Annotated in this window: 18 protein-coding genes; 16 read left to right on the top strand and 2 right to left on the bottom strand. The window is 47.0% G+C overall.

Going from position 1 to position 18286, the window contains the following annotated elements; genetic code table 11:
- Window positions 1–27: 27 nt before the first annotated feature.
- The 6 genes from JRJ22_RS12140 to JRJ22_RS12165 all read left to right on the top strand — a co-directional run bounded on the left by JRJ22_RS12140 (window position 28) and on the right by JRJ22_RS12165 (window position 7921).
- Window positions 28–2664, top strand: coding sequence for a CHASE3 domain-containing protein (locus tag JRJ22_RS12140; RefSeq protein ID WP_332461396.1), 2637 nt, complete (start codon window positions 28–30; stop codon window positions 2662–2664).
- A gap of 212 nt (window positions 2665–2876) precedes the next feature.
- Window positions 2877–3743, top strand: coding sequence for a PRD domain-containing protein (locus tag JRJ22_RS12145; protein WP_206104674.1), 867 nt, complete (start codon window positions 2877–2879; stop codon window positions 3741–3743).
- A 22-nt stretch (window positions 3744–3765) separates the two neighbouring features.
- Window positions 3766–4272, top strand: coding sequence for a PTS sugar transporter subunit IIA (locus JRJ22_RS12150; RefSeq protein WP_206104675.1), 507 nt, complete (start codon window positions 3766–3768; stop codon window positions 4270–4272).
- A 47-nt stretch (window positions 4273–4319) separates the two neighbouring features.
- Entirely contained in the window at window positions 4320–5774 is a 1455-nt protein-coding gene (locus JRJ22_RS12155) for a PTS transporter subunit EIIC (protein WP_206104676.1), read from the top strand.
- 151 nt (window positions 5775–5925) lie between these two features.
- A complete protein-coding gene (locus tag JRJ22_RS12160) occupies window positions 5926–7458 on the top strand; it encodes a methyl-accepting chemotaxis protein (RefSeq protein WP_206104677.1) in 1533 nt (510 codons plus the stop codon).
- Window positions 7459–7606: 148 nt separating this feature from the next.
- Window positions 7607–7921, top strand: coding sequence for a hypothetical protein (locus JRJ22_RS12165; protein WP_206104678.1), 315 nt, complete (start codon window positions 7607–7609; stop codon window positions 7919–7921).
- Window positions 7922–8316: 395 nt separating this feature from the next.
- On the opposite strand, the gene JRJ22_RS12170 is transcribed toward JRJ22_RS12165, so the two are convergent.
- Window positions 8317–8643, bottom strand: a complete 327-nt coding sequence (locus JRJ22_RS12170) for a catDE operon transcriptional regulator CatR (protein WP_054940433.1) — start codon at window positions 8641–8643, stop codon at window positions 8317–8319.
- 161 nt (window positions 8644–8804) lie between these two features.
- Here JRJ22_RS12170 and JRJ22_RS12175 point away from each other — a divergent pair, with 161 nt between their 5' ends.
- The 7 genes from JRJ22_RS12175 (at window position 8805) to JRJ22_RS12205 (ending at window position 14527) form a co-directional block, all read left to right on the top strand.
- A complete protein-coding gene (locus JRJ22_RS12175) occupies window positions 8805–9587 on the top strand; it encodes a GTP cyclohydrolase II (protein ID WP_206104679.1) in 783 nt (260 codons plus the stop codon).
- A gap of 74 nt (window positions 9588–9661) precedes the next feature.
- On the top strand, window positions 9662–10717 hold the full coding sequence (locus tag JRJ22_RS12180) for an ABC transporter ATP-binding protein (RefSeq protein WP_206104680.1): 1056 nt from the start codon (window positions 9662–9664) through the stop codon (window positions 10715–10717).
- A 76-nt stretch (window positions 10718–10793) separates the two neighbouring features.
- Window positions 10794–11588: an ABC transporter permease gene (locus JRJ22_RS12185; RefSeq protein ID WP_206105106.1), complete on the top strand. Its 795-nt coding sequence runs from the start codon at window positions 10794–10796 to the stop codon at window positions 11586–11588.
- 4 nt (window positions 11589–11592) lie between these two features.
- The gene (locus JRJ22_RS12190) at window positions 11593–12378 is read left to right on the top strand and encodes an ABC transporter permease (protein ID WP_206104681.1); all 786 of its coding nucleotides are present in this window, start codon (window positions 11593–11595) and stop codon (window positions 12376–12378) included.
- 181 nt (window positions 12379–12559) lie between these two features.
- Window positions 12560–13528 carry an ROK family protein gene (locus JRJ22_RS12195; RefSeq protein WP_206104682.1) on the top strand — a complete coding sequence of 323 codons (969 nt, stop codon included), beginning with the start codon at window positions 12560–12562 and terminating at the stop codon, window positions 13526–13528.
- A 77-nt stretch (window positions 13529–13605) separates the two neighbouring features.
- Window positions 13606–14142, top strand: a complete 537-nt coding sequence (locus JRJ22_RS12200; RefSeq protein WP_206105107.1) for a hypothetical protein — start codon at window positions 13606–13608, stop codon at window positions 14140–14142.
- 46 nt (window positions 14143–14188) lie between these two features.
- Window positions 14189–14527 (top strand): DUF6054 family protein, encoded by a 339-nt coding sequence (locus JRJ22_RS12205; protein ID WP_206104683.1) that lies wholly within the window; start codon window positions 14189–14191, stop codon window positions 14525–14527.
- 38 nt (window positions 14528–14565) lie between these two features.
- Here JRJ22_RS12205 and JRJ22_RS12210 read toward each other — a convergent pair whose 3' ends face one another.
- Window positions 14566–15012 (bottom strand): DUF4395 domain-containing protein, encoded by a 447-nt coding sequence (locus JRJ22_RS12210; protein WP_408637895.1) that lies wholly within the window; start codon window positions 15010–15012, stop codon window positions 14566–14568.
- A gap of 151 nt (window positions 15013–15163) precedes the next feature.
- On the opposite strand from JRJ22_RS12210, the gene JRJ22_RS12215 reads away from it, so the two are divergent.
- The 3 genes from JRJ22_RS12215 (at window position 15164) to JRJ22_RS12225 (ending at window position 18257) form a co-directional block, all read left to right on the top strand.
- Window positions 15164–15784, top strand: a complete 621-nt coding sequence (locus tag JRJ22_RS12215) for a TetR/AcrR family transcriptional regulator (protein WP_408637880.1) — start codon at window positions 15164–15166, stop codon at window positions 15782–15784.
- A gap of 60 nt (window positions 15785–15844) precedes the next feature.
- The gene (locus JRJ22_RS12220) at window positions 15845–17299 is read left to right on the top strand and encodes a DHA2 family efflux MFS transporter permease subunit (RefSeq protein ID WP_206105108.1); all 1455 of its coding nucleotides are present in this window, start codon (window positions 15845–15847) and stop codon (window positions 17297–17299) included.
- Between the two features lie 187 nt (window positions 17300–17486).
- On the top strand, window positions 17487–18257 hold the full coding sequence (locus tag JRJ22_RS12225; protein WP_206104686.1) for a M15 family metallopeptidase: 771 nt from the start codon (window positions 17487–17489) through the stop codon (window positions 18255–18257).
- Window positions 18258–18286: the final 29 nt, after the last annotated feature.

Raw genomic sequence — 18286 nt, forward strand, 5'->3', positions numbered from 1 at the left:
ATTTTAGTAATGTTAGGCCTGTTTTTAATGATTGTTTCGAATCGGATCTCTGATTTGGAGAAAGAAACTGTCTACCTGAGTGATCGCGATATTAGGATTCACGAGCTTACATATCAGATAGAAAAAAATGTGCTGGATATGGAAACGGGACAAAGAGGATATGCGCTTACCGGAAACAGCACTTATCTGGACCCCTATAACGATGGTCTATCCGCGTGGGATGTGAATTACTCGAAACTGAAGCCCCTGATTGCAGATAATCCGGAGCAGTTGCAGAATCTGGACAATATCAAAGGGAGTATCGAAAAGTGGGTTACACTGGCTGGCCAATATGTGGTCAACCTCAAGAAAAACGGCCGTGAAGCAGAAGTCGCTGCGTTTTTTCAGGAGGATTCAGGGAAAACTATTATAGATTCAATCCGCACACAATCTGATTATTTTCGGGATAAAGAACGAACGCTTACCAGTGAACGCATTAAGAGTCTGAAGAACGGGAATCATAAGCTTATTAACACGATGTATATTTTGTGGGTGCTAGTTGCTCTGTTAGCCTACCTTATAACACATCTGCTCTCATCAAGCATCGTAAGACCATTACAGCATGTGATTCAGGCCATTAACAATATCGCCGGCGGCGGCAACATGTCTGAACGGATTAAAGTAAAGACTTTAGATGAAGTTTATGAACTTGGTGAAGCGACTAACGGGCTGCTCGATAAGGTTCAGCAGGATCAATGGAGTGCAGAACAGCTGGCTAAGATGTCTCTCATCCTGCAGGAAACAACAGATCTTTCAGTAATGACTCAAACTTTTATGAATAAGCTGTCAAAAATTTTTGAGATCCAATATAGTGCTATATATGTTCTGAATCATGAAGAAGAAGTATATAAGCGGATGTACGCCTATGCAGGCAGCAGCGATAAAGATGCCTCGTTCGGTGCCGATCGAATTCACCCTGGTGAAGGACTTGTCGGACAGAGTGCCCTTGATAAGTCAGTCAAGTTCATCGAGAATTTGCCGGAGGACTATATCAGTATCAATTCGGGACTCGGCAGAACCGCACCGCGGTTTGCGGTGATTGCACCGGTCATTTTTGAGAATAAGACATTAGCCGTTCTGGAAATTGCATCACTTACGAAGTGGGCTCCTTATCATCTGAAACTTCTGGAAGAGCTGCTTAAGACCATGAGCGTCTCCTTGAATTCTGTGATCACCCGCAGCGAGATTCAATCACTCTATCATGATTCTCAGGTGATGAATGAGGAGCTTCAGGTACAATCCGAGGAATTGCAGGTTCAGTCTGAGGAATTGCAGGTTCAAGCAGAAGAACTGCAGAACCATACGAACGAACTGCTTGTTCTGAACAGAGAGCTTGAAATCCAGAAATCTGTCGCTGAGAATGCGGCCGTTGAACTGGATAAATATAACAGACAGCTGGAATTAAGCTCACGCTATAAAAGTGAATTTTTGGCTAATATGTCCCATGAACTGCGCACACCGCTTAACAGTATGCTGATTCTGTCCCAGCTGCTCATTGAGAACCGCAGTAACACATTAAGCGAAGAAGAACTGGGGTATGCTACGGTAATTCATTCCTCCGGGAGTGATTTACTCGCCATGATTAATGACATCCTGGATTATTCTAAAGTTGAAGCCGGCAAAATGCAGGTGGAGATGGACGCCGTTAATCTCACTGAACTCCCCGCGCTGCTCACAGGTTACTTTGACAAAACAGCAGCGAAACGGAACTTGGATTTTTCGGTCCAGGTTGAAGAGGATGTACCTGACTTATTCTTCACAGACGAGATGCGGATGCATCAGATTTTACGTAATTTGCTGTCCAATGCTTTTAAATTTACAGAGCATGGCTTTGTTCAAGTGAAGATAAGCTGTGCGGAGAATCCCTTCGCTGCTCAAGACTATCAGCAGGAGCGGATGCTGGCTTTTGCGGTAATAGACAGTGGTATCGGTATTTCTGAAGCAAACCGTGAACTCGTTTTTGAAGCTTTCAGGCAGGCTGACGGGAGCACTGCTCGTAAATACGGGGGAACAGGACTTGGGCTGTCCATTTCACTTCAGCTGGCCCGGCTGCTTGGCGGACATATCACACTGCAAAGTGAAGAAGGAAAAGGGAGCACCTTTACACTGTACCTTCCTTACCTGCAAGAGGAGACGGATATTCCTTTAATTCCACTGGGAGCATTGTCGCCCGTTGCAGCAGCGAGTGAGCAGGTTGCTGCACTGAATGACAACATCATGTTCGAGAAGGAGCATCTTAAGCTGCATGGCCGGACGGTGCTGATCGTAGATGATGACCCGCGTAATATTTTTGCCCTGCAGAACGGGCTTGCCCCCTATGATATGAACATCCTTACAGCACAGACCGGCTTCGAATGCCTGCAAATTCTCAGAGAGCAGCCTGAGGTGGATATTGTCCTGCTGGATATAATGATGCCGAACCTGGATGGTTATGACACACTCTCCATTATCCGTGAAGAGCTGCTGCTGACGGAGCTGCCGATCATAGCGGTGTCCGCCAAGACCATGAAGGAAGACAGGGAGAAATGTCTTGTAGCCGGAGCCTCCGATTTCATGAGTAAACCGGTTATCTTGCAGGATGTTGTAACCCGGATGTGCAGATTAATCAGGCCGGCAGAAGGATAAGAGAAGGGCTCGGCTTGACTTTTATAAAGTTACCATTGACTCAAATATGAGCTATGATTTATGATGGTCTCATAAATGATCATTTATACAACAAACGAATGGCGTGTTACCGTAAAAGGGCATGAGCCAAGGATTGTCTCCATTAATCATATGGAACGGTTCTTGGCTCTTTTTTATGCAAAAATCTTCGAATTAAGGGGAGGAGGGAGAACTTGTCACGGGAAATCGAACAATTTCAAGTATTACGGGTGATTGGGAATAATGTGGTTATGGTCCAGAGAAGCAAGAACGGCAAGGAATATGTCATTATCGGCAAAGGCATCGGTTTTGCGGTGAAAGATGCCGGAGTGATTGATAGCAATGATCATCGGATCGAAAAACTGTTCCGCCTGGAAGACCGGGAGGAATGGAGCCAGTATCAGATTTTGCTTGAGGACATTGATCCAAAAGTAATGAGATTTACGGATGAGATTATCGGGGATATCACCTCTCAGTTTCCCGGCAAGTTAAACGACAAGATCTATTTGGCGCTCCCGAGTCATATCCAATTTACGATCTTCCGGTTGAGAAGCGGAATGGATATCATTAATCCATTTTTACAGGAAACCAAAATGACGTTTCCCAAAGAATTTGAGATCGCTTCCAATGCAGCAGAGAAAATCAGCGCTGAATTCAAAGTGCAGATTCCTGAGGATGAGATAGGTTTTCTCACCTATCATGTCTACTCCGCGGTGAGTAATGTACCCGTGGGCCAGGTGGTGAAGGCTTCGAACATTGTTAACGAACTGCTTGATCTGATCCGGACAGAGCGTAAGATCAATTTTGCGCAAGGCAGTATGAACCATGTGCGGCTGATGATCCATCTGCGGTTTAGCCTGGAACGGATTTTGCAAGGGTCGCTCATTGACAATCCGTTCGTGAAGCATATTAAAAAAGAATATAAAGCGGAATATAAGCTGGCGCAAAAACTCGGAAAGGTCATGCAGAGCAAACTTGACGTGGAGGTTCCGGAAGAGGAATTATGCTTCCTGGCCATGCACTTGCACCGGCTATTCCAAACCTTAGAAAAGAATAAATAGCAGCCCGGGAGGAGTGGTGCGGATGTTTTCCAAATGGAGATCCAAAAAAGAAGAGCAGCGTACTGGACATATAATCGAAATTGCAGCGCCTATCAGCGGGCAGGCTGTTCCGTTAATTAAAGTTCCCGATGAGACCTTTGCCGGAGGCCACATGGGTAAGGGACTCGCTATAGAGCCTGCGGAAGGCAAGCTGTTGGCGCCTTTTGACGGTAAGGTTGCCCATATTGTGAAATCGGGTCATGCACTCATTCTTGAACACGCTTCCGGAATGCAGCTGCTGCTGCATATCGGGATCGATACGGTCAGCCTGAAGGGGAGCGGATTTCAGAGTCATGTGGTTACGGGCGACACAGTAAGAGCCGGTCAGATTTTAATTGAATTTGATCTTGAGGCTATACGATCTGCAGGGTTATCCGCAATCTCACCGGTCATTGTAACGAGCATGGAGGAAACTCCGCCAGAGGTTGAATGCCTATACGGACAGTGCACCGCAGGAGCGGGTCTCATTTTAAAAGTAGCTACTCAATGATAACACCTACAACTTATCAATTATGAAATCGAGGAGATGATTTTATTATGTTGGCTTTTTTACAAAAGTTAGGCAAGTCTCTGATGCTACCGGTAGCTACACTACCTGCGGCAGGTATTCTTCAAGGATTCGGATTAATTGACTACGAAAAGGATTTCCATTTAGGGAGTGCCGTTGGCGGATTTTTGAATCAATATGTAGCCCCTTTCCTAAACGCCGGCTCAGGAGCCATTTTCTCGAACTTAGCCTTAATCTTCGCAATTGGGGTAGCCATCGGATTTGCCGGTGATGCTGTAGCTGCCTTGTCAGCGCTGATTGCTTACATGGTGCTCACTAATGTGCTGAAGATTGTTCCCTTGCAGTTTTCCTTTATTAACGATGATGTTGTACTGAACATGGGTGTACTTGGCGGGATCTTTGCCGGTGCGTGGGCAGCATTCCTTTACGAGAAATACCATAATGTCAAAATGCCTGACTGGCTCGGATTTTTTGCCGGCAAACGATTCGTTCCAATTATTACTGCAGCTTCAACGATGGTCCTGGCTGTATTTATCGGAATGATCTGGAGTCCGGTTCAGGATGTAATCAGTGATTTCGGTAACTGGGTTGTAGGCCTCGGGGCAATTGGCGCATTCGTCTTCGGTACGGCCAACCGTTTGCTGATTCCAATCGGCCTGCACCATGTCATTAACACAATTGCCTGGTTCCAGATCGGTGACTTTACCAATGCCGCCGGAGAAGTAGTGCATGGTGATCTTACCCGTTTCTTTGCCGGAGACAAATCCGCAGGGATGTTCATGACAGGCTTCTTTCCGATTATGATGTTCGCGCTGCCTGGTGCAGCCCTGGCATTCATTCATACCGCTAAGCCGGATAAACGCAAGCTGGTTGCTTCGATCTTCATCGGTTCGGCGATCGCATCCTTCCTGACTGGGATTACTGAACCGCTGGAATTTTCCTTTATGTTCGTGGCGCCGCTGCTCTATCTGGTGCACGCCATTCTTACCGGGTTTGCGGGACTGCTGATGTATGTGCTTGATGTCAAGCTGGGTTTTGGGTTTTCAGCAGGTCTGATTGACTATCTCCTTCATATAAAGCAGTCTACCAATGCTTGGATTCTTATTCCGGTCGGTCTTGCTTTCTTCGTTCTCTATTACGTATTGTTCCGCTTCATTATCGTGAAGTTCAACCTGAAGACACCAGGACGCGAAGATGATATTGACGATACATTTGAAGAAGTTAGCGTTGGCGGAACCATCGGGACCTCGTCATCAAGAGCTGCAAAGATACTGGAAAATATCGGTGGCCCCTCCAACATCCGCACCATTGATGCCTGTATCACAAGACTGCGGCTGAACGTGAACGATGAAAAAGCAGTCAAGGATGCCGCACTGAAGCAGCTTGGCGCCTCCGGTGTGATGAGACTGGGTCAAGGTGCAGTGCAAATTGTATTTGGACCCCAATCCGAACAGATTAAGGATGATATTAAGAAATTAATGTAATTCATCATCAGAAATTCATAAATTAACATAAAGCAAGGGCGGATCCATTACATCTGTCCTTGCTTTTTTGTTGTCTTCCGGTTTGTCAGCTAAATAGGAAGACTGCTTTTACCGATATAAAATTTGTATAAAGATGAAGGGGTGAGAGAAAATGGATAAGGAAATTCCGGGGGGACTTCACAAACAATCTGTGCAGACATTAAGCACCTCATCTAATTATCGTATATTTGAGACCGATCTAATTGCCAGGCGGAATCAGATGGTGGCCTACTTTATATTACTCATCTCTGTACTGGCCTCAATATTCCTTATGGTATCGGAAGGGATGATAACTGGACTTATCGCTGTCACGCTAAGTATAGTTGTGAATGTACTCCTGATCGGTGCGGTTAAGAAAAAGATTGCCACCCGGCAGATTCCATACTTCGTTGCTATCTTTTCATCCTTCCTGATCCTGTATGCTAACCTAACGCAGCCAGAAATAATTACGATACTCACGTTTGCGCTGCTGCTTTTATTATATCCAATATATGGCCCGCTGCTGGTCTACTGTATAGTAAGCTTCATCCAATTGAATGTTTTCAGGATACATCCTGCTGTCACCGATTCGACTCCGTACCAATGGGGAGATAATCTAAAGCTGTTTATTCCGCTGGCTATAGTATTTGTGGTGTCTATCCTCTTCCGTCAGCTTAACAAGAAAGTATTCATACAAACATCGGAATCTGAAGCGGCTAATGCAAGGATGGAGACACTGCTGGAACAAATGAGAAACTCGATTCAAGAGATGGGGGCTTTTAAACAGAAGCTGCAAAGGAATGTGATCACCACAGGGTACATCACCAGCGAACTGACAATGGGCTTTGCCGAGATGACCAAAGGGATTGAAATCCAGGCAGCCAGCGTCGGCGATATCTCAGAAGCCATTAGCGCTGCAGGTACGGCCCTTCAAACAGTAGCGGATAATTCAAGCATGATGCGCGAACTGTCGAATGCTTCAGCACGGACTGTTGAACGCGGAAATGAGCAGGTCACCTTGTTATCACAGAGCATACTTGAAATCAGTGCGATGATTGATAATATTACATCTGCGGTAGAGGAGCTTAATGAACAGAATATTAGTATTGGCTCCATTGTTGAGACGATTCAATCGATGGCTTCCGAGACCAATCGCCTCGCAATGAATACTGCTATGGAGGCGGCGGGTGCTGCCGGTCATGGGCAGAGTTGGGATGTAGTAACCGCCCAGGTGAGCAGGCTGGCAGAGCATTCTAATCAATCAGCAGAAGAAATAACCGGGCGTTTAGGTAATCTGAGAGATAAAGTTATGCAAATGACAAACCAGATAGAGCAGGGCAAGCTAATGATTGAGTGCAGTGAATCAACGGTCAAGCAATCGGAGGAGGTCTTCCGTGAGCTGTCGAATATTGCTGTAAAGGTGGTTAAACAGGCAGAGGAAGCAGCGGAGAAATCTATTGATGTGGCTAACTCTTCAAGTGTGATCATTGGCGAAGTCGACTCCATATCCGCGGTGACCAAGGAGTCCAGGGCCGCCTCGCGGGAAATCCTTGCCAGTGTAGAAGAGCAAAAGACGATTGTGGATCAAGTGGTTGCCGGATTTGAGCGTTTGGATGAACTGATTGGAGCATTACAGGTGCTTTCGGGAATGAAGCAGCCAGCTTAAGGGTAAACATCCATAGACCAAACCACTGCGGGCATTTTAGATGTCCGCTTTTTTTTGTGCAGAATGGCAGTTTCTCCTTAAGTACTATTGCAATATCTACAATACCTAGTATAATACTCGGTATAAATGGGTGAAGGAGTCGGTACACATGTCAGTCGATGATTATCTGGATCTTCTAAACTATGCCAAAGCTATTAACGATGGACAGTGGCAGGCTGACATCATTGAGAGTTTGAAGAACGTTAAGGCGACCTCGGAAGAATACAGAAGAGAAGAGAATGTCCGGGAGCTGTGGAACCGGTTCGATGATATTAATCGTAATTTGCTGGTATTGTTTGACAGGCTTAGAGAGAATGAAGGTTCAGAGGATAGTTACCGGTGGAAAGAGCGGATCTGGGAGCTGAAGATGGAGCGGATTACAATAGCGAAGCAGATTCAGGAGCGATACATCAAGATTAGATAAACAGGCCGACTCAATATAAAAAATGGCATGCAGTTGGTCTGCTCTGCCAAGACTTGCGAATATCCGGTTAATGTGAATTTAACGGATTCACGGTAACCTATGAATTCATGATTGCTTGGAAATTTGCATTCCTTCGCGCATCATAGTCATACACATGGTCATCATTTCATCGCAGTCTTGCATTTTCTTCATCATCATGTCCATGCACATTTTTTCCATTGTTAGCTCCACCTCTCAATTTATAATAGATTACGCTTTAAAATTACTATATTTACCTGCTGACTTCAACTGAAAAAATTTAAATGAATACTTACCATTATTACAATAACAAATAAGCGCCCCTTTGATCCGGAATCCGGTTCAAAAAGGGCGCTTGTTTGCTAGCGGGACGGCCGTCACTGTTTTACACCGAGCTCAATCCAATCCGTAGACCAGTTTCCGATTTCCCCCAGAATAGGAGCAAGAGCCGTTCCTTTCGGGGTAAGCGAATATTCAATGCGCACTGGCATCTCAGGATACACTGTCCGCTGAATGATGCCTTCGTTCTCCATCTCCTTCAGGCGGTCGGAAAGCACCTTACCGCTGAGGTTGGAGAGACAGCTTTCGATTTCACCGAAACGGCGGGGGCCTTGCATCAATACAAATACGATCAATGCGACCCAGCGTTTGCTAAGCACGTCAACCGCTTTCTCAAAGCGTGGACACATCTCGAATTCATTCATTTAGATCACCTCTGCATTCATTATATCATAAACTTACAATAAGTAATTATAATTATTTAAATATATATTATAACTTGACGAAGTTATATTACAATGATAAACTAACTTACAAATAGTTACTAGTAAGAAATTAAATTATTAAAATTTAGGACGGTGCAATCATGATTAAACCGGATATCATTTCTATGTTGCAGAATAAAATCAAATGGATCACTAACGATGACAACACTAACATATTAGTTGGACCGATTACATTGCCGGTTAATCTGGACGGAGAGACCGTCACTTTTAAATGGTACAGCTGGATCAAAGCTACTGATGCTGAACTGCTTCAAGGGGATTCCAAGGAGGCCACTGAACTGCTTATTTCGCGGTTGTCGTCCATGAAGCTTGCGGACGGGCAGCAGTCGAGTGTCCTCGTCTATGGTGACTTTGAATATTCGGACGAAGCGCTCATCCGGATGCACAGCATTTGCCATACCGGCGATATTTTTGGCAGCAAACGCTGCGATTGCGGATTCCAGCTCCGCCAGTCCATGAAGATGATTGCCCAGCATGGCTCCGGGGCGCTGTTCTATCTGGCCAACCATGAAGGAAGAGGGATCGGCCTGTTCAGCAAAGCTATGGCCTATATTCTTCAGGAAGAAGGCTATGATACTGTGGAAGCTAATCTGGAGCTCGGGTTTGCCGATGATTCCAGAGACTATACGGATGCGATCAGCGTACTGCAGTATCTGCGCAGCAAACCGGTAACTCTGATCACTAATAATCCTAAGAAGATGGAAGCTCTAAAGGCAGCAGGGATGAACACCGGCAAGCGAATTCCGCTCTGGGGTGATGTCTCTGTCTTCAATGAAAAGTACCTGCGGACTAAAGTAACACGCTCCGGCCATCTTGAGGCTGTGAAGAACCCTGAATTCTTTGAAGGCCGGGTCGCCAAATAAAGAGGGTAGTGCTTTTCCATTCCGTACATTATAATGGAGAACTGAACCATACTTTTAGCTTAGCGAGGTACTCTATGAACGCAATTGAAGTGCAGGACTTGCGCAAAACCTTCAAAGTCCAAAAAAACCGCGAGGGCCTCAAAGGGGCCTTCGCTGATTTGTTTAAACGGCAATATTCTGAAGTTACAGCAGTGAAGGATATTTCATTCACTATTCCCCAAGGGGAAATCTGCGGCTATATCGGTGAGAACGGAGCTGGCAAATCAACGACGATCAAAATGCTCTCGGGAATTCTGGTCCCGACGTCTGGCAGTGTGTCTGTCGGCGGCTTTGTTCCTTATGAGGAACGTGAGAAATTCGTGCAGAATATCGGCGTTGTGTTTGGCCAGCGCAGCCAGCTCTGGTGGGATATCGGTGTTATTGAGTCTTTTCAGCTGCTGCGTAAAGTGTACCGGGTATCTGAGCAGGATTTCAAAAAACGGCTGGACGAGCTGGTCGAACGGCTGGAGCTGCAGGAGCTGCTTAACCGTCCGGTCCGCAAGCTGAGTCTTGGCCAGCGGATGCGCTGTGAGCTTGTGGCTGCGCTCCTGCATAATCCGTCGATTATATTCCTGGACGAGCCGACCATTGGCCTTGATATCGTCGTGAAGTCAGAGATCCGCGATTTTCTTAAAGACATGAACCGTGATCATGGCACTACCATTCTGCTGACAACCCATGACTTGCAGGATATTGAAGCCCTGTGTTCACGTGTAATTATGCTGGATGACGGACGAATTATCTATGATGGCGGGCTTGAGGAGCTGAAGCAGCGCTGGGGAACCGGACGCGAGGTGCAGTTCCAATTCGGGACAGCGACTAAGCTTGCTCAGCTGGTGCAGTGGACGGACGGAATGCCCGTGTCCTGGTCGGCTGAGAATGAGCTGGGTGCCAAGGTATGGATTCCGCTGGAGCTGAATGTATCCGATGTGCTGGCCCGCGTTGTCGGTCAAGCGGACATAACCGACATCAAAATTATCGAAACGAATACGGATGAGATTGTTCGAAGCATTTATCAGTCCGGATCTGCCGAGAAGCCGGAAGAGATGATCGCTGGCCTGCAGGATGAGAAAGAGGCCACACATGTCTAAAGCTCTAAAGGCTGCTGTCTCCACCTCAGGTGGAGGCTCTTCGTCAGGCCATTCCCCGGAAAACGGGCGACGGCTGCTGCTTGGTGCTTACTTTGATTTTATCCGTATCCGTTTCCTGACTATGCTGGCTTACCGGATTAATTATTATTCTGGTATTCTGATTTATACCCTTAATATCGGGGTGAATTATTTCACCTGGAAGGCCATATACGGTGGCGGTGAATCGTTAGGCGGCTTTACAGGTGCACAAATGACAACTTATGTTGCTGTCTCCTGGATGGCGAGGGCCTTTTATTTCAACAATCTGGACCGTGAGATTTCTACGGATATCCGTGACGGCAGCATCGCAATCCAGTTCATCCGGCCGTATAATTACGTGCTGGTCAAAATGATGCAGGGACTCGGCGAAGGACTGTTCCGATTCATGATGCTGATGATTCCGGGGATGATCATTGCGGTCCTGCTGTTTCCTGTGCAGCTGCCGACAGAGCCTTCAGCCTGGATTGGATTCCTGGTCATGCTCTTCTTCAGCTTCCTGATCAGCTCGCAGATTAATGTGATCACAGGCCTGACGGCCTTTTTTGTCGAGAACAATGAAGGTGTAATGCGGATGAAGCGGGTAATCGTAGATCTGTTCTCCGGTCTGATCGTTCCGATCAGCCTGTTTCCGGGCTGGCTGTCGTCTGTGCTTCACGTGTTGCCTTTCCAAGCCATAACTTACCTGCCGGGTTCCGTATTTACGGGCCGGGTACAAGGGGTAGGCATCTGGAATGTGCTCGGTGTGCAGGTCTTCTGGTTCCTGGCACTGATCATTCCTATTGTCTGGCTATACCACGCGGCGCGTAAGCGGCTGTTCGTGCAGGGAGGTTGATGAAATGTATTACCTGGGATTATTATTTGAATATTTGAAAAATTATCTGAAAACCCGGTTAACCTACCGTGCCGATTTTTGGGTGGAGGTCATCTCGGATCTGCTGTTTCAGGCGACCAACTTTATCTTTATTCTAGTTATCTTCATGCATACGGACAGGCTGGGCGGCTGGAATCAGAATGAAGTAGTGTTTGTCTACGGCTTCTTTATGGTGCCCTTTGGCGTCTTCAGCTGCTTTGTGAATATGTGGGGCTTCAGCGAGCGATACATTGTTAAAGGCGAGATGGACCGTGTCCTGACGCGTCCGGCGCATAATCTGTTTCAGATTTTCCTGGAAAATGTCGATCCGCCATCGCTGGTCGGTTCGTTCATCGGACTGATTATTATGGCGATCAGCGGCGCAAATCTCGGCCTGCCTTTCGAATGGTGGACGATTCCGGCATTGCTTGTACTGACGTTAAGTGCGGTTGCTATATATACCGGGATCTATACGACCCTTACTTCTTTGTCGTTCTATTCCGATGCGCCGACCGGCATTTTGCCGCTGATGTACAATATTCAGACTTATGGACGTTATCCGGTAACGATTTACAACCGGGCGATTCAGGTCTTGCTTACCTGGATTGTTCCGTTTGCTTTTGTCGGAATCTATCCGGCGGCACTGTTCCTGCACAGGGATGAGATGAGAAGCATGGCTTTACTAACACCGGTAGTCGGCGCAGTGTTCCTGGGCATCGGACTCATAAGCTGGAATTACGGAGTCAAACGGTATAAGGGAGCAGGCTCTTAACAAAGATATGTTAGTTATTCAAGGCAGGCGGATGAGAAATCTCCGTTTGCCTTATTTTTTTGCCTTGCGAACTCCGTAAGAAAATACTATAAATATGCGATAAATATCCTAACCTCTCTATGCCTGAAATCTCATAATAAGAATAGACACAGGCCGATCTAGTAAAAGAAGGTGGAGTTCGATGAAAAGTTACAGTATAGGTGTCGATTTAGGCGGAACCAATATCAAAGCCGGGTTATTCAATGCTGACTTCACCGCAGTAGATGAAGTGTCCCTACATACTGAAGCAGCGGAAGGTCCGGCACATGTACTTGAGCGGATCAGGTTTACAGTGAAACAGCTGACGGAAGGGAATGGCATTGATCTCCAGCAGATTGAATGTATGGGGATGGGAATACCTGGCCTTTTGAACCCAGAAGAGGGACTGTCAATTTTCTCCCCGAACTTTCCGGGATGGGAGCAAATACAAATTGTGAATGAAATGAAGCAGCATTACGACTTCCCTGTTTATATTGATAATGATGTGCGGGTCAATTTATATGGGGAGTGGCTGCACGGTGCCGGAAAAAACTGCAGCAATCTGGTGATGATTACACTCGGTACAGGTCTGGGATCGGGAATTATTCATGAAGGAAAGGTATTGTACGGGACGACTTATAGCGCTGGGGAAATTGGGCATATGAATATGTACAGAGACGGCAGGCCCTGCCGCTGCGGCAGTTCCGGCTGTCTCGGACGGTATGTCTCAGCTGTAGGCATGGTCAATACCTTCAAAGAAAAGCTGGGAGCAGGCAAATCCAGTGTCATTCAGTCCTGGACGAACGGTGATAACGGGCAGATTACCGCATTAATGATCTCAGAGGCTTATGACCATGGAGATGAGCTCGCACTAGAAGTGATGCATGAGACAGGGAGACTGCTTGGTTTCGGGCTGGCAAATGTGATTAATCTGCTGAACCCGGAGAGAATCATAATCGGCGGAGGAATGGCGGCGGCCGGGGACAGGCTGCTGGGCGTTGTGCGCGAAACCGTGAACACCCATGCCTTGAAGCTGCCCCGCGGCAGATGCAGCATCTTACAGGCCGAGCTGGGCAGCCGTGCAGGTACATTAGGTGCTGCGGCATATGCTTATCAAAAATTTAAGGGATAGAGTCTGCTGCTTTGCTTTTTTTGAAAGATCAGCTTGGCATGATATGCTGTAGTTATCGATTAAGCAGGAGGGTAATGATGAAACAAGACATTCAGCATGTGCCTTATGGTTATGAGCCGCCGGCCAAGGAACGTAAGGGAAGCTTAATTTTCTATGATTCATTTGAGCGTATCACGGACCAGGAGCTGGAAATGGCTGCGAGAACTGCAGTAGATCGCAAATTTACTAAGCTGGTGCTTTATCCGCTGCATGAGGAAACAGTGAGACGTATGACAAAAGAGCCCGTCCAGTCGTACTACAAGCGGGAAGACCGTCTTCATGAGTGGAAAAGAGAGCAGGGGCTCCCGTTCGTCACCGTGGAGAGCCTGGAAGGAAAGCGGAAGAAATATACGCCGCTGGATTCTGCGCTTCGTCATATCAGTGATGTGTATCCTGCGCCGTATTTTCTCTATCTGACTCCGGAAATGGCTAATTTGTTTGCTTCTTATTCTTCGTTCGAGGAGTGGATTGTCAAGCTGCGTCTGCTCCTGTCAGAAGAACCTGTCCAGATTCACCCCCGCCTGGCAAAATTCCGCCACCGCTGGGATGTCGCCGGGGCAGACCGGGAGGAATGACGCTTTAGAATAAAGCATGCTTCAATTATGGGGGAGGCAGGTTTGGATGAATGAAGTGTTTAGATTAGATATCAGTCTGCAGCCTGATGCAGCCATTACACTGGTGAAGGAAGGGTTAACGGAACAATCAGAACTTCTGCATCAGGAGCTGCATAATCTTGGAGACGGCAGGATGATTGGGACACTGGTGTATGAACGTTATTTCTTCCGCACCGGTAATCAGGCTGCGCTGGTGGTAATCGTGGATAATTTGTGTGGGGTAAGCAAGGTACGGCTCATTCCGGCGGGAAGCTCAAACAGCATGCTTTTTAAAATTGATAGAGGTGCTGGTAAAAGCTTCGCCTCTTCTGTAGAGAAGATCCTGTCTCCCTACATTTTGAAATGAACACTATAGACCTGCACATGGCAGCATCGGCACGGTAATTATTTACCCGATGCTGCCTGCTTGCGTCTGTAGCTGTACATTTTCCATTGATAATGGATAAAGCAGCCGATGCAGAAGCCCAAGATAGCGACAGTTGCAGCGGTGGCTACCAGTGCAGTAAAAATATACCCAATGACCGTCCAGCCCGCCAACAAGCTAACTAGTCCGACTGTAAGGCAAAAAACTGCAATGCTCTGGTTGAACTGCTGCTGATCCCAGTCCTCCTGCAGGTAAGAGGAAGGCTCTTTCCTCAGAAAATTAGCGGCTAGCTTTATGACCGGATGATATCCAAACAGCAGACCGGACAGTCCGGCGGCCAGCGGGAGGGCAAGAATCAAATAAGCGCCTGTGATCCAGGCCAGCAATACAGAAATGACGATAAAAGCCTGATTAATTTTGACTAGAGGTCTGGGAATCCTTTTGGTTGAGCTGATTTCCCCCACAATAATACACACCTTTCGGATTGGAATAATAATATTATACTTTATCTGACATATGATTAACAATTGGAATGTCACTTTCTATTCTTAAGAATGGTTAAGACCGGGACGAAAATTAAATTTGAAACAATTAAATGTTGACAGATAGTTAAAATTTATGGTTTTATTATATAGACCGATTGTTATACTAGAAAAGGAAGTGTTGAGCTTGTCGAACAAGCACAATGCACGTGAGGCGATTGTGGACACCGCTTCAAGATTGTTTTTCACACAAGGTTATCACGCGACCGGCTTGAATCAGATCATTAAGGACAGTGAATCGCCGAAGGGATCGCTTTATTATTATTTTCCCCGGGGCAAAGAAGAACTGGCCTTAACCTGCATCAGCCGGACAAGTGAAATTGTTGCCGGGCTACTCCGGTACTACGCAGAAAAACAACTGGGTACAGCCGTAATGGTACAGGAATTTATTCTGGAGCTAGCCAGGAAAGCTGAGGAGACTTCTTTTGAAGGGATAGTTCCATTCAGCTTTTGGGTTGCTGTTGAAACCTCCTGTGTCAGTGACGAGCTGCGCTCGGCCTGTCAATCGGTGTTCAGGGACTGGCAGGATGTGATTATGCAGAGTTTGATTGAGGAAGGCGTTGAGGGCACAACGGCTGCCACTAAGGCTTCAGTCATCATCTCACTGTACGAAGGTGCACTTCTCCAGGCGCTGACACACAAGAGCACACAGCCGCTGCTTGCTGCGGCACAGAGTATACCTGCCATACTGGGTTAACAACAGAAAGCTAGAGAGAAAATTATCGATTATCAGGAGGATACAAGAGTGGAAGCAACTATGCAAGGCAAGCAACAACCCCAAGTAAAACAGTTCAAAACGATCCCGATTCTTGTTTCTTTACTGATCGCCGGATTCATCGGGATGTTCAGTGAAACAGCACTGAATGTGGCCTTAAGCGATTTAATGACTGTGCTGAACATTACTCCTACGACAGCGCAGTGGCTTACAACCGCTTATCTGCTCACACTGGGCATCCTCGTGCCTATTTCCGGACTCTTGCTCCAATGGTTCACGACCAGACAGCTGTTTGTAGCCGCGTTAAGCTTCTCGATTGCGGGAACCTTCATTGCGGCCATGTCGCCGAGCTTCGAATTTCTGCTGCTGGCCCGTATTGTTCAGGCCATGGGAACAGCACTGCTCCTTCCGCTAATGTTCAATACGATCCTGGTTATCATTCCTCCTGAGAAAAGAGGAGCGGCAATGGGGCTCATCGGTCTGGTCATTATGGTCGCGCCTGCTGTAGGACCGACAATTGCCGGCCTGCTGATCTCAAACTTAAGCTGGCACTGGATTTTCTGGCTGTCGCTACCTTTCCTGGTCATCGCACTAATCTGCGGAATCCTGTTCATGCAGAATGTATCCGAGGTCACCAAGCCGAAGATTGATGTGCTTTCCATAGTGCTATCATCGTTTGGCTTCGGCGGCATCGTGTACGGATTCAGCAGCGCGGGTGAAGAGAGCGGCTGGAGTAGTCCCAAAGTAATCATTGCGATTGCTATTGGCGTTGTAGCTCTTGTTCTGTTCGCCATCCGCCAGCTGACGATGAAGCAGCCGATGATTAATCTCCGTGCCTTCAAGTTCCCTATGTTTACAGTAGGGGTGCTGATGATCTTCATCTGCATGATGGTTATTCTGTCTTCGATGCTGATTCTTCCGATGTATCTCCAGCAGGGTCAAGGCTATAGTGCATTCAAAGCAGGTCTGCTGCTCTTACCCGGCGGGATTATCAACGGCTTGATGTCTCCGCTGATGGGACGTTTGTTTGATAAATACGGACCGAAATGGCTCGTTATTCCGGGACTCGTGGTTGTGGCAGTATCACTCTGGTTCTTCTCCAGCATCACTGCTACGTCCACAGTCATTTTTGTTATCGTTCTGCACAGCGCCCTGATGATCGGAATTTCGATGATTATGATGCCTGCCCAGACGAACGGGATCAACCAGTTACCGCTGGAGTATTATCCTGACGGCACAGCAATCATGAACACGCTGCAGCAGGTAGCGGGCGCGATCGGTACTGCGCTGGCTGTAAGCATCATGACCTCAGGCACGAAGAATTATATGAAGACAGTAACTGATGCTACCGATCCATCGAATGTACTGGCGGCATTTACCCATGGGGTGCAGAACGCGTTTATTTTCGGAATGATCATGGCTGTTATCGGTCTGATTATTGCATTCTTCCTCAAACGGGTGATTATTCAGCATAAATCACAAGCACCAATGCATTAATTCTTGTGTTAAACAATCCTGGCTGACCACTGCCGGAAAAAGGCATATCCGCTCTGCGGGTATGCCTTTTTTGTGCTGGACTTCCTGAGGGGGATAATGTAACTTATACAGCGTAAATATTTCCAAGGATGCTGGATGAAGGAGGAGAAGGATGCCGCAGCGAGGTGAACAAGACAATAAAGAAATTATGAAGAAACGGTTGAGAGTGGCAAGAATGATTTCAGTAACCCTCCTGCTTGCAGTGCTGGGCGCATTGCATGCAGGGAACTACGGCTTAGCACAAGCAGCTGTAACAGGCCAGGATACACTCGGGATGCCGGCGAAAAACAGCGTGGTCAAAAAAAATAATCTGCCGGAGGGGTTTGTTTATCTTGATGAAGTCATTCCGGAAGCACAGTATCAGATCCGCTACTACGGCAAAAATAATTTTACCGGAGCACCGGTGAGCGGGTACAAGGCGCCACTGGCAATCTTCACCCGTACGGCAGCAGCTGCCTTGAAGAAGGTCAGTGCCGATTTGGCCGGCAAGGGATATATTCTGAGAATCTATGATGCCTACCGTCCGCAGAAAGCGGTAACCCGGTTTGTAGCATGGTCCCAGGATTCTTCGGATACCAAGAACAAACAGCTCTATTACCCGCAGCTCGATAAACGCAATCTGTTTAAGCTGGGTTTTATAGCCAAGAAATCCGGGCATTCCAGAGGCAGCACCATCGACTTAACAATGGCTGACAAAAAAACAGGAGCCCTGGTGGATATGGGCAGCCCGTACGATTTCTTCGGAGAGATCTCATACTATAATACGGTGCTTGTGAGCAAGACCCAGCATCAGAACCGTAAAATCCTCAAAGATGCAATGGTCAGACAGGGCTTCAAGCCTTATACCAAAGAGTGGTGGCATTTTACACTGGAGAGTGAGCCATACCCGTCACTTTATTTTAATTTTGATGTAGAATAGAAAAACAGGTTATATCCTTGAGAAAATCG

Source organism: Paenibacillus tianjinensis (assembly GCF_017086365.1).
Taxonomy (GTDB): Bacteria; Bacillota; Bacilli; order Paenibacillales; family Paenibacillaceae; genus Paenibacillus_AQ; species Paenibacillus_AQ tianjinensis.

What these genes read in the sequence shown, in the direction of transcription:
- JRJ22_RS12155 (WP_206104676.1), top strand. Translation starts at nt 4,320, where the DNA reads ATGTTGGCTTTTTTACAAAAGTTAGGCAAGTCTCTGATGCTACCGGTA.
- JRJ22_RS12150 (WP_206104675.1), top strand. Translation starts at nt 3,766, where the DNA reads ATGTTTTCCAAATGGAGATCCAAAAAAGAAGAGCAGCGTACTGGACAT.
- JRJ22_RS12160 (WP_206104677.1), top strand. Translation starts at nt 5,926, where the DNA reads ATGGATAAGGAAATTCCGGGGGGACTTCACAAACAATCTGTGCAGACA.
- JRJ22_RS12175 (WP_206104679.1), top strand. Translation starts at nt 8,805, where the DNA reads ATGATTAAACCGGATATCATTTCTATGTTGCAGAATAAAATCAAATGG.
- JRJ22_RS12180 (WP_206104680.1), top strand. Translation starts at nt 9,662, where the DNA reads ATGAACGCAATTGAAGTGCAGGACTTGCGCAAAACCTTCAAAGTCCAA.
- JRJ22_RS12190 (WP_206104681.1), top strand. Translation starts at nt 11,593, where the DNA reads ATGTATTACCTGGGATTATTATTTGAATATTTGAAAAATTATCTGAAA.
- JRJ22_RS12205 (WP_206104683.1), top strand. Translation starts at nt 14,189, where the DNA reads ATGAATGAAGTGTTTAGATTAGATATCAGTCTGCAGCCTGATGCAGCC.
- JRJ22_RS12200 (WP_206105107.1), top strand. Translation starts at nt 13,606, where the DNA reads ATGAAACAAGACATTCAGCATGTGCCTTATGGTTATGAGCCGCCGGCC.
- JRJ22_RS12220 (WP_206105108.1), top strand. Translation starts at nt 15,845, where the DNA reads ATGCAAGGCAAGCAACAACCCCAAGTAAAACAGTTCAAAACGATCCCG.
- JRJ22_RS12195 (WP_206104682.1), top strand. Translation starts at nt 12,560, where the DNA reads ATGAAAAGTTACAGTATAGGTGTCGATTTAGGCGGAACCAATATCAAA.
- JRJ22_RS12225 (WP_206104686.1), top strand. Translation starts at nt 17,487, where the DNA reads ATGAAGAAACGGTTGAGAGTGGCAAGAATGATTTCAGTAACCCTCCTG.
- JRJ22_RS12140 (WP_332461396.1), top strand. Translation starts at nt 28, where the DNA reads ATGATTGTTTCGAATCGGATCTCTGATTTGGAGAAAGAAACTGTCTAC.
- JRJ22_RS12165 (WP_206104678.1), top strand. Translation starts at nt 7,607, where the DNA reads ATGTCAGTCGATGATTATCTGGATCTTCTAAACTATGCCAAAGCTATT.
- JRJ22_RS12215 (WP_408637880.1), top strand. Translation starts at nt 15,164, where the DNA reads ATGGTTTTATTATATAGACCGATTGTTATACTAGAAAAGGAAGTGTTG.
- JRJ22_RS12170 (WP_054940433.1), bottom strand. Translation starts at nt 8,643, where the DNA reads ATGAATGAATTCGAGATGTGTCCACGCTTTGAGAAAGCGGTTGACGTG.